14 protein-coding genes are annotated in these 15,074 nt (G+C 71.6%); 5 read left to right on the top strand and 9 right to left on the bottom strand.

The window, feature by feature from the left end:
• Window positions 1-120: 120 nt before the first annotated feature.
• Both AC5LSR_RS18660 and AC5LSR_RS18655 read right to left on the bottom strand, forming a co-directional pair.
• Window positions 121-1,047 (bottom strand): M56 family metallopeptidase, encoded by a 927-nt coding sequence (locus AC5LSR_RS18660; protein WP_250283398.1) that lies wholly within the window; start codon window positions 1,045-1,047, stop codon window positions 121-123.
• A complete protein-coding gene (locus tag AC5LSR_RS18655) occupies window positions 1,044-1,460 on the bottom strand; it encodes a BlaI/MecI/CopY family transcriptional regulator (RefSeq protein WP_250283396.1) in 417 nt (138 codons plus the stop codon). Before AC5LSR_RS18655 ends, AC5LSR_RS18660 begins: the two co-directional genes overlap by 4 nt.
• 190 nt (window positions 1,461-1,650) lie before the next feature.
• Between AC5LSR_RS18655 and AC5LSR_RS18650 the strand changes: the two genes are divergently transcribed.
• From AC5LSR_RS18650 to AC5LSR_RS18635, 4 genes are all read left to right on the top strand, one after another.
• Window positions 1,651-2,631: an ABC transporter ATP-binding protein gene (locus tag AC5LSR_RS18650; RefSeq protein ID WP_250283394.1), complete on the top strand. Its 981-nt coding sequence runs from the start codon at window positions 1,651-1,653 to the stop codon at window positions 2,629-2,631.
• Window positions 2,628-3,512 (top strand): ABC transporter permease, encoded by an 885-nt coding sequence (locus AC5LSR_RS18645; RefSeq protein WP_250283392.1) that lies wholly within the window; start codon window positions 2,628-2,630, stop codon window positions 3,510-3,512. The genes AC5LSR_RS18650 and AC5LSR_RS18645 overlap by 4 nt, the downstream gene beginning before the upstream one ends.
• Before the next feature lie 6 nt (window positions 3,513-3,518).
• Window positions 3,519-3,980 (top strand): hypothetical protein, encoded by a 462-nt coding sequence (locus AC5LSR_RS18640; protein WP_445548525.1) that lies wholly within the window; start codon window positions 3,519-3,521, stop codon window positions 3,978-3,980.
• Between the two features lie 106 nt (window positions 3,981-4,086).
• Window positions 4,087-4,374: an undecaprenyl-diphosphate phosphatase gene (locus AC5LSR_RS18635; protein WP_250283390.1), complete on the top strand. Its 288-nt coding sequence runs from the start codon at window positions 4,087-4,089 to the stop codon at window positions 4,372-4,374.
• Between the two features lie 308 nt (window positions 4,375-4,682).
• On the opposite strand, the gene AC5LSR_RS18630 is transcribed toward AC5LSR_RS18635, so the two are convergent.
• From AC5LSR_RS18630 to AC5LSR_RS18615, 4 genes are all read right to left on the bottom strand, one after another.
• Window positions 4,683-5,360, bottom strand: a complete 678-nt coding sequence (locus AC5LSR_RS18630) for a Crp/Fnr family transcriptional regulator (protein WP_250283389.1) — start codon at window positions 5,358-5,360, stop codon at window positions 4,683-4,685.
• 126 nt (window positions 5,361-5,486) lie between these two features.
• Window positions 5,487-5,873 carry a CBS domain-containing protein gene (locus tag AC5LSR_RS18625; protein WP_250283388.1) on the bottom strand — a complete coding sequence of 129 codons (387 nt, stop codon included), beginning with the start codon at window positions 5,871-5,873 and terminating at the stop codon, window positions 5,487-5,489.
• A gap of 229 nt (window positions 5,874-6,102) precedes the next feature.
• Window positions 6,103-7,032, bottom strand: a complete 930-nt coding sequence (gene ilvE / locus AC5LSR_RS18620) for a branched-chain-amino-acid transaminase (protein ID WP_250283387.1) — start codon at window positions 7,030-7,032, stop codon at window positions 6,103-6,105.
• 279 nt (window positions 7,033-7,311) lie between these two features.
• Window positions 7,312-8,352 (bottom strand): 3-isopropylmalate dehydrogenase, encoded by a 1,041-nt coding sequence (locus AC5LSR_RS18615; RefSeq protein WP_250283385.1) that lies wholly within the window; start codon window positions 8,350-8,352, stop codon window positions 7,312-7,314.
• A 326-nt stretch (window positions 8,353-8,678) separates the two neighbouring features.
• Here AC5LSR_RS18615 and AC5LSR_RS18610 point away from each other — a divergent pair, with 326 nt between their 5' ends.
• Window positions 8,679-10,109, top strand: a complete 1,431-nt coding sequence (locus AC5LSR_RS18610; RefSeq protein WP_250283383.1) for an EAL domain-containing protein — start codon at window positions 8,679-8,681, stop codon at window positions 10,107-10,109.
• Window positions 10,110-10,161: 52 nt separating this feature from the next.
• Here the strand turns inward: AC5LSR_RS18610 and leuA are convergent, their stop codons facing one another.
• The 3 genes from leuA to serA all read right to left on the bottom strand — a co-directional run bounded on the left by leuA (window position 10,162) and on the right by serA (window position 14,806).
• Entirely contained in the window at window positions 10,162-11,868 is a 1,707-nt protein-coding gene (gene leuA, locus AC5LSR_RS18605) for a 2-isopropylmalate synthase (protein WP_250283382.1), read from the bottom strand.
• A gap of 317 nt (window positions 11,869-12,185) precedes the next feature.
• Window positions 12,186-13,001, bottom strand: coding sequence for a septum formation family protein (locus AC5LSR_RS18600; RefSeq protein ID WP_250292440.1), 816 nt, complete (start codon window positions 12,999-13,001; stop codon window positions 12,186-12,188).
• 215 nt (window positions 13,002-13,216) lie between these two features.
• Complete coding sequence (gene serA, locus AC5LSR_RS18595; protein ID WP_250283378.1) at window positions 13,217-14,806, bottom strand: phosphoglycerate dehydrogenase; 1,590 nt, start codon at window positions 14,804-14,806, stop codon at window positions 13,217-13,219.
• Window positions 14,807-15,074: the final 268 nt, after the last annotated feature.

Below are 15,074 nucleotides of genomic sequence, written 5' to 3'. Positions count from 1 at the left end.
ACCCAGCCCCACTCTCACAAAACAGCCCACACCTTTCCCACCCACCACCGAATGATCGGTAAGCCCACCGACCGGCCACTGAGGCGATGTAATCATGACGATGGCTGCGAATATCACCGGTCAGCTCCGGTGCGCGAACGTCGCCTGCGCGCGTTCAAACCGGTGTTCGGTCGTGCGGGAAGTGCCGACGGCGGCGGCCGCGGTGGCCAGAATGAGCGCGGCGAGTACGAGGACCAGGGCAGGCTGCGGTTTCGGAGGCGGCTCCCGTAGTGCCCGTGCCCGATGGGCGAGGTCGGTATGCACGGCGCCGAGCGCCGCGGTCGGCATGGCCGCTGTGCCCGCGCGGGCGAGGCCGGCGCGGGCCAGCGCGCGGACGGCAACAGCGCGGTTGTCGGTGGTCGCGGCGGCGTCTTCGTCGGCCCAGCGTTCGACGGCGAGGCGGACGGTGGCGGCAGGTGCCCGCAGGAGCGGGTTGGCGGCGGCGGCGAGGTCGGCGAGCTGGGTGTAGGCGTGGTGGCGGTGGCGGAGGTGGGAGTGTTCGTGGGCGAGCAGAACGCGGCGTTCGTCGGCGGGTAGCGCGCGCAGCATCGCGGTGGACACCACGATGCGGCCGGTGAGTCCGGGCAGGGTGTAGGCGTCGGGGCGGTCGTCGTCGACGATGACCAGACCGGTGGGGGCGGGTCCGAGCCGGCGGCAGGTGAGTTCCGCGGCGGCCAGGTCCTTGCCGACACCGACCGCCCGGCGGGTGGCGGCGGCGAGCAGCCCGATGACGATGGCGGCGGGCAGCAGCCCGGCCGGGGCCGGCAGCGGGTCGTGCCCGCGCACCACGGTGGTCGACCAGTGTCCGACCGCGGCGAGCGGGGGCAGTGGGGCGAGCAGGGTGAAGGCGACGACCGCCAGGATGAAACCGGTGGCCAGCGCGGTCACCAGGCAGGCGGTGGTGAGTAGCCGGGTGGCGGCGGCGGGCGGCAGCCGCCGGCCGAGCCAGCCGCCGCCGACGGCCAGCAGCAGGCTCGTGGCGAACGGGACGAGCGCGACGGCCGTCATCGCCGAGGCCCGCCGTCCGCGCTGTCGACGTCGGCGGCCGGCTGGTGGGCTGCGAGGAGGCCGACGAGGAGCTGTTCGTCCTCCGGACTCAGGTCCGCGACGAAACGGGCCAGCGTCTCGGCCCGCTGTGCGCCGGCGCCCAGCACCCGGATCATCTGCCGGGCGATGAGCGCGGCGTCGAGAGTGTCCGGGTCGGCGGCCGGGGCATAGGCGAAAGAACGCCCGGCGGGCGCCCGGGTCAGGGCACCCTTGTCGTGCAGGCGGGCGAGGGTCGTCATCACCGTGGTGTAGGCCAGGGGCACGCCGAGTTCGGCGAGTGTCTCGGCCGGGGTGAGGGGCCGGCCGGCCGCCGCGATCGCGGCAAGTATCTCCCGTTCGAGTGCTCCCGGTTCGCGCCTGGGTCTCCGCGCCACTCTCGCCCTCCTCGCTACTACTAGATTGATAGTACAAGGAGTCTGACAGTCGAGCGTGACGTGCGAAGGCTCCATGGCAGCCTTCGAGGTACCAGCCTTTTCAGCGGTCCCGACGCCGCCGCCCGCCACCTCCATCGAGGGTCTACTATTCACCGAGTAGTAGACATGTGGATGTTCGACTGGAGGACGTATGGCGGTCGGTGTCCCGGCGGTGGAGGCTTCCGGGCTGGTCAAACGTTTCGGTGGTCTCATCGCGGTGGATCATGTTGATCTGCGGGTGGATGTCGGGGAGGTGTACGGGATCCTCGGCCCGAACGGCGCCGGGAAGACGACGTTCCTGCGGATGCTGTTCGGGCTGATCCGTCCGGACGCCGGGACGTTGCGGGTGTTCGGCCGGACCTGGGGGGATGCCGGCCCGTCGATGTTGGACGGGGTCGCCGGGTTCATCGAGAGTCCGCGGTTCTACCCCTACCTGTCCGGCCGGCGGAACCTGAACCTGCTGGCCGGCCTGGACCGCGGCGGGGCGGACAGCCGGATCGACGAGGTGCTCGACGTCGTCGACCTCGCCAGACGGGCGGGTGACAAGGTCGGGGGCTACTCGTTCGGGATGCGCCAGCGCCTCGGGGTCGCCGCGTCGCTGCTGCGCGACCCGCGGCTGCTCGTGCTCGACGAGCCGGCGAACGGCCTGGACCCCGCTGGCATCCGGGACATGCGCGCCCTGGTCAAACGGCTTGCCGCCGGGGGGCTGACCGTGCTGCTGAGCAGCCACAACATGGACGAGGTCGAGGAGATCTGCGACAACGTCACCATCATGCGCACCGGCCGGGTGGTCTACCACGGCTCGATCGACCAGCTGCGCGCCCAGGCCCCCGACCCGTCCCATCGGCTGATGACCAGCGACGACGAGCAGGCGCTGCGCCTGGCCGCCGGCCATCGGGCAGTGGCCGTCTCCGTCCATCCCGACGGCGGCCTGGCGCTGCGCGCCCAGGCCGCCGACGCGGACGCCTACATCATCGCCCTCGGCCGGTCCAACCTGGCGGTCCGCGCCCTTCACCTGGAGATCGCGCCGCTGGAGTCGCTGTTCTTCATGCTCACCGAAACCGACCCGGAGGCCGGTTTCGGTGAGCCCGCCCAGACCCAGCCGGACACCCTCACCGGAGTGACCTCGTGACCACCCCAGCCACCACCGCCACAGCCCCGGTACCGCCCGCGACGGCCTGCCCCCGGCCGGTCGGCCGTGGCCGGGTGGTCACCGCCTACCGGTGGGAGATCACGAAACTCGCCGCGCAGGCCCGCACCCGCGCCACGCTCGCCGTCTGCCTCGTCGCGCCGTTCGTGTTCGTGGTGCTGCTCGACCGACAGGACCGCCTGCCGAAGGACACCCTGTACGGCCGGTGGGTGCACGCCAGCGGCTTCGCGACCCCGCTGCTCGTTCTCGGGTTCGCCGCCCAATGGGTGTTCCCGCTGCTCACCAGCCTCGTCGCCGGCGACATCTTCGCCAGCGAGGACCAGCACGGCACCTGGAAGACGATCCTCACCCGCTCCCACAGCCGCACCCAGATCTTCTGGGCCAAGGCGCTCGCCGCGGCCACCTTCGCGGTGCTCCTCCTCGCCGTCCTCGCGCTGAGCTGCCTGGCCGCCGGGGTGCTCCTCGTCGGCCACCAGCCGCTGGAGAGCCTGTCGGGCACCCTGCTGCCGTCGGGACGCACCGCCGGGCTGGTCCTCGCCGCCTGGGCGAGCACGCTGCCGCCCCTGCTCGGCTTCACCGCGTTGGGGATCATGCTGTCGGTGCTGACCCGCAGCAGCCCCGCCGGGATCGTCGGACCGATCATCCTCGGTCTGCTCATGCAGCTCTACGCCTTCCTCAACGGTGCCGACACGATCCGTCACCTGCTGCTGGTCACCCCGTTCGACGCCTGGCACGGCCTGCTCGCCGCGCACCCTTACTACGGCCCGCTCCGCGACGGCACGCTCGTCAGCGTCGGCTACATCCTCATCTGCCTGGCCATCGCCTACACGGCGCTGCGCCGCCGCGACATCACCGGAGGCTGACCCGCCATGCCCCGTCCCACCTCCAACCGGCTGATCCGCGCGGCCGTCGCCGTCGGCGCCGTCACCGCGCTGACCGCCGCCCTCGCCGGCTGCGCCACCGACGTCACCCGGCCCCGCGTCGAAGCCTCGGTCGGCCCCGTCTTCACCAACCTCTACGTCCAGCAGCAGGCCCTGCTCGGCCGCCCCGGGCTCACCCCCGCCGCCGTCGCCGCCAAACCCGACTGCCACCGAAGCACCCCCGGATCGCACGACAGGGGCGCTGGCAGCGACTGGATCTGCCAGGTCGGCTGGACCGACGCGGCCGGCAGGGCCCAAAACGGCAAGTTCGAACTCCAGGTCCGCTCCAACGGCTGCTACCAGGCCGGCGGCCCCACCAAAATCGTCGGCCCGGTCATGATCCAGACCTCCACCGGTAAAAATGTGATCAACCCGGTGTTCGAGTTCGACGGCTGCTTCGACACCACATGAACGCCACACGAGGCGGCAAACCCGGGCGGCCCGGCGCCCGTCCGGGAGCGCCTGTGACAACTCAGCGGCGGGCGGGCGAGCCACTCCGACGAGCGGAGACGCGGTCGTGCATGAACTGACGTACCCGCAAGCGGGCGTCATCGGACTCCTGCAAGGAATCACCGAGCTGTTCCCGGTCTCCAGCCTGGGCCGCTCGGTGCTGGTACCCGCGCTGATCGGCGGTTCCTGGCAGCACCTGGTGACCGAGAACGCATCGGGCAACAGCGAGGGCTTGCCCTACCTGGCGTTCGTCGTCGGGCTGCACGTGGCCACCGCCGCCCTACTGATCTTTTTCCGGTCCGACCGGGCCCACATCATCCGGGCCTTCCTCACTCCACCGGCCCGGTCTCGATGAGCACGGCTACGGCGACTGCGGTTACGGGAGCTGCCGGAAAATAACTCCGGTTGCTGATGTCGGTCTTGTTGCGGGGCTGACAGCAGCCTCTCTCGATCGAGAACCGCAGTTATTGATCGACGGATCCTAAGAACCCAGAGCCCCAGATCGCCACACGGCTACACGGCCACACGGCCACACGGCCACACGGCCACACGGCCTTCACCTTTTGGATCATCATCAGATGATCCAAAAGCCCCGGACGGCGGCCCGCCCAAGAGCCAGGGGTCCCCAAATAGTCGCGAAAGCGACTATTTGGGGGAGGCCCCTCAGTCGCCGGCGAAGCGGCGGAGGCGTTCGACCTGCAGGATGGTGACGGTCTGGCCCTCGGCGAGGATCCAGTTGCGCTTCTCGAACTCTCGCAGGGCCTGGTTGACCGACTGGCGTGAGCCACCCAGCAGGGAGGCGATCTCGGTCTGGGTCAGGCCCAGTTCGATCAGCGGGCGCCCGGACTCCCGCATCCGCATCAACAGCAGCTTGGCGACGCGCCGAGGCAGGTCGAGGAAGACCAGGTCGGCGTTTGCCCCGGTCAGCCGGCGGACGTGGGCCACCAGCGCCCGGATGAGCTGTTCGGCGACGGCCGGGCGCTCCCGGACCAGCTCCCACACGGCGGCCCGGTCGAGGACGACGGCCTCGCTGGGCTCCAGCGCCTCGACGCTGGCCGAGCGCGGGCCGGCCTCGACGATGTTGAGCTCGCCGAGGGTGTCGCCGGGGCCGGCGATGTTCAGGACGTGGTCACGGCCGTCGTCGGCGGTCGTGAGTATTTTCAGGCGGCCGGAGGCCACTACGAGCAACGTGTCAGCTGGATCACCTTCAGTAAGCACAACCTGGCCGCGGCGGTATCGGCGCACGACGGAGCGTGCGGCGAGACGCGCCAGAGCCGGCTCGTCCAGTTCCTTCAGCAATGTGGTCGCCCGCAGCAGCGCGACTACCTCTTCCTCCTGCACACCGTGACCGTAGCGCCAATGTCGGGAAATGTGGGCGCCTGGTGCCCCCCTTGTGCAGTGATGTGCGTCGATGGAGCAAAAAACGGCGCAGAAGGAACAGTTGACCAAACAGATGAACAGCGGTTCCTAAACGGATGCACGCTGGACGCTCCAGCAACGCACTACATCGCGCATGGACAACACGCCGGCCACGTCACCCCGATCGCAGACGATCAGATGCCGGAACCCGCCACGCAGCATCACGCCGGCAGCCTCCGACAACGACCAGCCGGGATCGGCGAACACGACGTCCCGGGCGACATGATCTCCGACCAGTTCGGCATCCGGGTTCTGACCGGCCGCCACCGACGTCAGAACATCGCGTTCGGTCAGGATGGTGTACCCCTCGCCGTCGACGTCCCGCACAATGGCCGCGCCCACCTTCCGGGCTGCCATCAGCCGCGCCGCCTGACGCAGGGTGTGGTTCGGGCCGATCATGAGTACCGGACTGGTCATCCCGTCGGAAACCCGCATCACGCCTCTCCCCAGGGCTTGTGCACTTGTGAAAAAGAGCCTGACAGGAGAGAGTAGGCGCGGAATGGTCCGTTGACCAGACCGTCACCGCGAACAACGGTCCGTGGACGGAACATGGTGCAACATGGGCGGAACCCGGACGGACGGGAGCGGACTCCTCCGGTGGGTCGTCGGTCGTCCAGGCGCTGGCCCGCGCGACCGGCGGCCCACCGGGGGATGCCTGCGGAGCTCAGGACTCCTGGACGAGCTCGTTCCAGTTCTTGTAACGGTCGATCTCCCCGCGGGTCGCCTGGTGGAACAGCTCGAGCAGTTCGCGGGTGATCGGGCCAGGGCGGCCCGTCCCGACCGGACGGTCGTCGATCTCGACGATCGGCACCATCTCGGCCGCGGTCCCGGTGAAGAACGCCTCGTCCGCCAGGTACAGGTCGGTGCGGACGATGTGCTGCTCGCGGACCTCGTACCCCTGGTCCGCGGCGATCTGCATGATGGACGCCCGGGTGATGCCGCCGAGCGGCCCGTCGCTGAGCGGCGGGGTGATCAGCCTGCCCTCCGAGACGATGAAGACGTTCTCGCCCGACCCGTCGGCGACGTTCCCGTTGGGGCTGGTCAGGATGGCCTCGTCGTAACCGGCCTTGAGCGCGGCGACCTTGGCCAGCGACGAGTTGAGGTACTGCCCGGACGCCTTGGCCGCCGGCGGAATGATGTTGTTGTCGTTGCGGCGCCAGGTGGACACGGTGGCCCGGCAGCCGTTCTGCTCCGCGTCGGCGCCGAGGTAGGAGCCCCAGGGCCAGACCGCGACCATCACCTCGACCGAGGAGGGCAGCGGGTTGAGGCCCATCTCCCCGTACCCGAGGTAGATCAGCGGCCGGATGTAGCAGGCGTCGACCTTGTTGACCGCGACCGTCTCCTTGACGGCGGCGATGAGCTCGTCCTGCGTGAACGACGGCTCCATCATGTAGATCTTGGCGCTGCGGTACAGCCGCGCGATGTGGTCGGTCAGCCGGAACACGGCGCTGCCGCGGGCGGTGGGGTAGGCGCGGATGCCCTCGAAGACACCCCAGCCGTAGTGCAGCGTCGGGTTGAGCACGTGGATGCGGGCGTCGTCCCAGTCGACGAACCGGCCGCTCATCCAGATCTTCGATGTCGGTGTGATGGACACAGGTGACTCCAGGCGTATGCGACGAAGCGGGTGGGCGAGTGACGATCGTGCCGATCTTCGCCGTGGTCAGGCCCCGTCGGCTGCCGTCGTACCGGATCTACGGCCCTTCAGAGAATAGCGTTTCTCCGGCCACCCGCATCGACTCGCGCACGGACAACCACCTTCTGAGCAGGAACGACGACAGAAAGTATCAGACCGGTCGCGCGACCGCGCACGACAGGCCCGCCTGCCGGAGCGACCGGCTCAGCCGGCCCGGACAGCCCGGCCGGCCCGGACAGCTCAGCCGGCGACCCGCGCCGCCAGGTCCTCCCCGACCTCCCGCGTGGAGATCTGGTCGTGTGGGTAGCCGCCACGCGGCCGGGAACGGTCGGCCAGGGAGGCTGCGACCGCCGCCTCCACCCGGGCGGCCTCCTGAGTCCGGCCCAGATGCGCCAGCAGCATCGCGACCGACAGCACGGTGGCGGTCGGGTCGGCGATCCCCTGCCCGGCGATGTCCGGCGCGCTGCCGTGCACCGGCTCGAACATGCTCGGGTTCTTCCCGGACGGGTCGAGGTTGCCGCTGGCGGCCCGGCCGATACCGCCGGTGATCGCCGCGCCGATGTCGGTGAGGATGTCCCCGAACATGTTGTCGGTCACGACCACGTCGAAACGCCCCGGGTCCGTGACGAAGAACATCGACGCCGCGTCCACGTGCTGGTAGTCGACCTGGACGTCGCCGAACTCGGGGGCGGCCTCGGCGACCGTGCGCAGCCAGAGGTCCCCGGCGTTGGTCAGGACGTTGGTCTTGTGGACGAGGGTGAGCCGCCGCCGGGGGCGCGCCTGCGCCCGGCGGAACGCGTCCCGTACGACGCGCTCGACGCCGAAGCGGGTGTTGAGGCTCTCCTCGGTGGCCACCTCGTACGGGGTGCCGCGGCGCAGGGTGCCGCCGGCGCCCGCGTACGGGCCCTCGGTGCCCTCCCGTACCACGACCATGTCGATGGTGTGCCTGCCGGCCAGCGGCGTGGCCACGCCCGGGTAGAGCCGCACCGGGCGCAGGTTGACGTGGTGGTCGAGCTCGAAGCGCAGCCGCAGCAGCAGCCCGCGTTCGAGGATGCCGCTGGGGACCCCGGGGTCGCCGACCGCGCCGAGCAGGATCGCGTCGTGCTCGCGCAGCTCGTCGAGCACCGAGTCCGGCAGGGTCTCGCCGGTGGCGTACCAGCGGCGCGCGCCCAGGTCGTAGTCGGTGGTCTCCACCTTGGGCTCGATGACGCGCAGGACGCGCAGGCCCTCCGCGACGACCTCTGGCCCGATACCGTCCCCACCGATGACCGCAAGCCTCATGAACGCGACTGTAATCCGTCACCGCCCACTCGCGGCGCCCACCCCTGCCCGGGGGCGTGGCGGGTCTTCCCGCGGGCCTCGGTGAAGATTTTTCCGTGTGCTTCCCGCGGACACGCCCGGGAACCGCCCGGGACGGACACGGGGTGCGCGACACGCACGATGAATCGCCGATGGTGACAAAGGTCCCCGCAGGTCCTCACGTACAGTGCACCGACCACATACCACAACGGCCTCGGCAAGCAGCTTCGTAACCGGCTGGAGGCGAGCGGGCATCTCCCCCGGTCGGGCACGCGTGGCATGCGACGACACAAGGGAGTGTACGACGCATGATCGTTGAAACGACGTCACCACCGGTCCGCTCCGCCACCCACCACACGTCCGGTCCCGTCCAGGCGACCGGCCCCGCGGACGAGTGGTCCGCCGCGCTGCGCGACGCGCTGGCCGACCCGGGGCAGCCACGCATCGTCTTCCAGCCGATCGTCGATCTCCAGCGTGGCATCATCGCCGGGTACGAGGCGCTGGCGCGTTTCGGGTCGGCCGCGGCGCCCTCGCCCGACCTGTGGTTCGCCGCCGCCGAGCGCGCCGGGGTCGCCGCCCGCTTCGAGGCCAGGGTGCTGCGCGCGGCGCTGGCGGCCCGCGAACGGCTGCCACCCGACTGCTTCCTCAGCGTCAACGTCATGCCGAACCTGCTGACCACCACGGAGGTGGCCGCGGTCTGGGCCGACGCCGACCTCAGCCGGCTCGTCCTGGAGTTCAACGAGACGGTCAGCGTCGAGCGGACCCCCGGGCTGGCCGCCACCGTCCAGGCGCTGCGCGAGCGCGGCGGCCGCATCGCCATGGACGACGTCGGGTCCGGCTACGCGGGGCTGCGCCAGATCGCCAGGGTCCATCCCGACCTGGTCAAACTCGACCGGGAGCTGGTCGCCAGCGCCGACGGCGACCAGGTGCTGCGGACGCTGACCGAGCTGGTCAACGTCTTCGCCAGCAGGCTGGACGCCTGGGTGATCGCCGAGGGCATCGAACGCGACGAGGAACTGGCCGTGCTCGTCGGGCTCGGCGTCCCGCTCGGGCAGGGCTGGTACCTCGGCCGCCCCGCGCAGAGCTGGCAACGTCTCGACCCCGCGATCTCCCGGCGGATCCGGCTGCTCGCCCAGCGGACCGGGCGCGGCGAGGGGGTGGGCAGCCTGCTCGAGCAGGTACGGATCTCCGTCGGGGACGGCCGGGCGCAGCGCCGGGGCACCTCGGCGCCGGCGGCCTGGTGGCCCGGCACGCCGGCACCGCCACATCCCAGCGGTGGCGCACATCCGGGCGGTGGCGGCAGCGGCGCGGTCGTCGTCGTGAACCGGCACCACCAGCCGGTGGCGCTGCAGCTGCCCGTCTCCCCCGGCGCCGCCGCGGCCCGGCGGGTGCCGGCCAGCATGGTCGCCCGGCCCGACGAACACATCGTGGACGTGGCGCGCCGGGCGATGGGCCGCGTGCCAGCGCTGCGGTTCGACCCGGTCGTGGTGGTCACCGAGCTGGGCCGGCCGGTCGGCCTGGTCCGCATCGAACGGCTGATGCTCCGGCTGGCGGAGATGTCCGGCGGACGCCCGCGGCCACGGGAGCACGAGCGTCCACGGCCACGCGGACAGGCCCTGGAGCGGGCGGCCCCGGACCGGATCGCGGTGGAGCGGGCGGCGGCGCGCCCGGCTCCCGGGCCCGGCCTCGGGAGCGCGGCCCCAGGCCCCGAAGGCACCCCGGGCACCCGACGGCGGTGAGGCCCGGGATGCCCGGGCCTCACCGCCGGAGAGCTTCGGACGGCCGGGGCCCTCAGGTACCCGCGGCGGCCTGGATGCCCGGGACGATCGGCTGCTCCCGCGCGGCCCGGTTGACCGCGCTCACCACCGCGCGCAGGGACGCGGTGACGATGTTCGGGTCGATCCCCACGCCCCAGAACACCCTGTCCCCCACCGCGACCTCGAGGTAGGCCGCGGCCCGCGCGTCCGCGCCCGAGCCCAGGGCGTGCTCGTGGTAGTCGAGGACGCGTACCTCGACGTCCCGGGTGCGCAGCGCGGCGACGAACGCGTCGATCGGCCCGTTGCCGGTGCCGCTGATGACCTCCTCACCGCCGTGGATGCGCACCGAGACCCGGACCTCGTCGCGTTCCCCGTGCGCGGCGGTGGTCCGGGAGCCGAGCAGCTCCAGCGGGGCGTCGGAGGCGGCGGCGGTCAGGAAGTACTCCCGGGAGAAGATCTCCCACAGCTCCTCGCCGGTCACCTCGCCACCGATGTCGTCGGTGTGGCGCTGCACGGCGTGGGAGAACTCGATCTGCAGCCGGCGGGGCAGGTCCAGGGAGTGCTCCGCCTTCAGCAGGTAGGCGACGCCGCCCTTGCCCGACTGGCTGTTCACCCGGATCACGGCCTCGTAGGAGCGGCCGACGTCTTTGGGGTCGATGGGCAGGTAGGGCACCTCCCACAGCCGCTGCCCGGTCCGTTCCATCGCCTCGAAGCCCTTCTTGATGGCGTCCTGGTGGGAGCCGGAGAAGGCGGTGTAGACGAGGTCGCCGCCGTAGGGGTGCCGGGGGTGCACCGGGAGCTGGTTGCAGTGCTCCACGGTCCGGCGGATCTCGTCGATGTCGCCGAAGTCGATCTCCGGGTCGATGCCCTGGGAGAACAGGTTCATCCCCAGGGTGACCAGGCAGACGTTGCCGGTGCGCTCGCCGTTGCCGAACAGGCATCCCTCGACCCGGTCGGCGCCCGCCAGCACCCCGAGCTCCGCGGCGGCCACGGCACAGCCGCGGTCGTTGTGCGGGTGCAGGGAGAGCACGACCGCGTCCCGCCGGGTCAGGCTGCGTGACATCCACTCGATCTGGTCGGCGTAGACGTTGGGCGTGGACATCTCCACGGTCGCCGGCAGGTTCAGCACGACCGGCCGGTCCGCGGTGGGCTGCCAGACGTCCATGACCGCCTCGCAGACCTCCAGGGCGTAGCCCAGCTCGGTCCCGGTGAACGACTCCGGGCTGTACTGCCAGCGGACGTCGGTGCCCGCCAGCAGCTTCTCCGCGTACCGGGCGCACCACTGCGCGCCCTGGACGGCGATGTCGGTGACGCCGGCCCGGTCGAGCCCGAACACCACCCGGCGCTGCAGCGTCGACGTCGAGTTGTACAGGTGCACCAGCGCGTTCGGCGCGCCGACGAGCGCGCGGACCGTGCGTTCGATCAGCTCCTCCCGGGCCTGGGTGAGCACCTGGATGGTGACGTCGTCGGGGATGTGCCCGCCCTCGACGAGCTGCCGGATGAAGTCGAAGTCCGTCTGGCTGGCGGCGGGGAAGCCGACCTCGATCTCCTTGTAGCCCATCCGCACCAGCAGCTGGAACATCTGCGTCTTGCGCGCCGGGGTCATCGGGTCGATCAGCGCCTGGTTGCCGTCGCGCAGGTCCACGCTGCACCACCGGGGCGCGCGGGTGATCGTCCGGTTCGGCCAGGCCCGGTCGGGGAGGTCGACCGGGACGAACGGCCGGTACTTGTCGACGGGCATGCCGGAAGGCTGCTGTACGCCGGGAAACTGCCGTGGGGTGGTCACCGCTTCTACCGCTCCTGCTTCGGGAGAGAACCTGTGGCGGCCAGCGCGCACCAACAACCCCCGCGACGAGGAAGCCGGCCTGTCTCAGGCCTCGCCGCGGCAACTAAGAAGCAGAAGCGTGCGCATACTGCGGCGAGCTTACTACCCGACGGCTCACGGCGTCCGCCACACCGCCCGGCAAAGCCGTCCGCCGCGCTGCCCGAGGTGCGCTATCTGACAGGCGCTATCTGACAGGCGCTGCCCGACGGGCACCGCCCGACGGGCCGGCGAGATCAGGTCGGCAGGCCCACGGCCGGCGCCGGGCCGACCCGCGGCCGTAGATCGTCGGCGCGCACGGTACACACCAGCGCGTGGGTGCCGGCCTGCCAGGCGCTCTCCTCCGGGTAGATCGAGGCGATCCTCAGGCCGGGGACGCCACCGGCGTCGCCGAAGAGGGCGCGCGCGGCCGCCACACAGTCCCTCGCGGTGGCGGCGTCCAGCGCCGGGCGGCCCGGCCAGCCGGGGAAGGGCGCGGCCAGGTCGACCACCCCCGTCACCTGGTCGAGGTGCGGCTGGTCGCAGCCCACCTTGGCGGGGGTGGCCTCGCGTGCCGAATCCGGCGCCCACAGCAGGCAGTCCCCCGGCCGTAGCCCGCTGAGCAGGGTGGGCTCGAGCACGAACCGCTGCGCCCGGGCGGAGAGCACGGCCGGGCTCGTCGCCGGCGGGCCGGCGGCCGCCGGCGGGCCGCCGGGAGCGGGCTCGTGCATCCGGACCGGGGTGCCGGCCGAGGGCGCCGGGGCGGACACCACCGCCGTGCGCGGGTTGTTACGGAGCAGGAAGAGACCAAGGCCCGCCATCCCGGCGAGCAGGGTCAGGAACGCCACCAGCCGGGTGGTGCGACGGCGGCGCGGGGAGCCCGGCGCCCACATCCAGCGGTAGAACACCCGCTGCCCCTTCGACCGGACGGGCTCCACCCGGCAGCGGCCGCGCGCGGCCTCGCCGGAGGCTGCCACCCGTTCATCGGCTGACGGCTCGATGAAGCGCGCGGAGCGCACGAAAGTGTCATCGAGGCGCAACCCCTCGAACGGGTCCCGACCGTCCCGAGCCATGGCTTTCACGGTAAACCCAGGGACTCGTTTCCCACACCGTGGCCACTGAACCAGGGGGCAGGTCACCACGGCCCGTGGCACACCGCGGTGGACCGCGGTGACCGGGCCGTCCGGCCTCGGTGAGGAGCCGGCCGGAGGGCCCGGTCACCGGTTCCCCGTCAGCTCCTCACCGGCCGGTCGGCTCCTCACCGGCCGGTCGGCCCCTCACCGGCCGGTCACTGGCTGTGGAGGCTGACCGACCGGGCCGCCGACGCTCCGATGATCTTGGCGATCTCGCTCAGGACGTCCGCGGGCACCGCGTCGTCGAGCGAGAGCGACATCAGCGCCTCGCCGCCGGCCTTGCGACGGCTGACCTGCGCGCCGGCAATGTTGATCTGGGCCTCGCCCAGCAGCGCGCCGACCGCGCCGACCACCCCCGGACGGTCCTCGTACCGGAAGAAGGCCAGGTGCGCCTGGGGTCGGATGTCCACCTCGAAGTCGTCGATCGCGGTGACCTTCTCGACCTGCCGGGGGCCGGTCAGCGTGCCGCTCACCGACACCGGCGTCCCGTCCGCGAGCACACCGCGGATGGTGACGAGGTTGCGGTAGTCGGGGCTGTCCTCGAACGTCTCCAGCGCGACGTCGACGCCCCGGCCCTTCGCGAGCAGCGGCGCGTTGACGTAGGTGACCGGCTCCTCGATCACGTCGGTGAACACGCCCTTGAGCGCGGCGAGCTGCAGCACCGACACATCATGGGCGACGATCTCGCCGCGGACCTCGACGGTGATCGCGGCGGCGAGGCCGCCGGCGAGGCCGGTGAACAGCTGGCCGAGCTTCTCCGCGAGCGGCAGCCCCGGGCGGACGTCCTCGGCCACCACCCCGCCCGCCTGCACGTTCACCGCGTCCGGGACGAACTCGCCGCGCAGCGCCAGGCGCACCGACCGGGCCACCGCGACCCCGGCCTTCTCCTGCGCCTCCGCGGTGGACGCCCCCAGGTGCGGGGTGACCACCACGTTGTCCAGCTCGAACAGGGGTGAGGAGGTGGTCGGCTCGGTGGCGAACACGTCGATGCCGGCGCCGCCCACCCGGCCGTCGCGGACCGCGTCGGCGAGGGCCGCCTCGTCGACGAGCCCGCCCCGGGCGTCGTTGACGATGATCACGCCCGGTTTGACCCGCTCGAGCTCGTCCCGGCCGATGAGGCCGATCGTCTCCGGCGTCTTGGGCAGGTGGATCGTGATGACGTCGCTGATCCGCAGCAGCTCGTCGAGGTCGACCAGGCGCACCCCCAGCTGGGCGGCGCGGCCCACCGAGACGTAGGGGTCATAGGCGACGATCTTCATGCCGAAGGCGGCCAGCCGCTGCGCGACCAGCAGGCCGATGCGCCCGAGGCCCACCACGCCCGCGGTCTTGTCCGCGAGCTCGACGCCGACGTACTTCGAGCGCTTCCACTCACCGCCGCGCAGCGCGGCGGTGGCCGCCGGGATGCGGCGGGCCACCGCCGTCAGCAGCGCGACGGCGTGCTCGGCGGCGCTGACGATGTTCGACAGCGGGGCGTTGACGACCATCACACCGCGGGTGGTGGCGGTGGCGACGTCGACGTTGTCCAGCCCGATCCCCGCCCGGGCGACGACCTTGAGCGAACGGGCGGCGGTGAGCACCTCCGCGTCCACCCTGGTCGCGCTGCGCACGATCAGGGCGTCCGCCTCGGGGATCGCGCCCAGCAGGGCGGCCCGGTCGGTCCCGTCGAGATGGCGGACCTCGAACTCGCCGGACAGCAGTTCCAGCCCGGCCGGCGACAGCTCCTCGGCAACCAGGACGACGGGCACGGTAAGGCTCCTTGGGAAGACAGCGGATCAGACGGACAGCGGACGGGACAGCAGACAAAAACCAGCAATGATAACAACAAGCAATAAAAAGAACACTCGAAGTCACATAGCCGGGAAGTTACAGGCGCCGCCCAGCGTACCCACCGCAAGGCGCTGTCGGTGCTCCGGCGCCGTACCGGGCCGGCCCGCCGGCGGAAATCGCCGGCGGGCCGGCCCGCCGCAGCGGGCCCGGCCCGACCGTCCGTATCCGCGCCCCGGCCCCGTCCCC

It is taken from the genome of Protofrankia sp. CiP1_Cm_nod4 (assembly GCF_982290645.1).
Note: the sequence above shows the minus strand (reverse complement) of the source record. Positions and strands in the feature narration are given on the sequence as shown.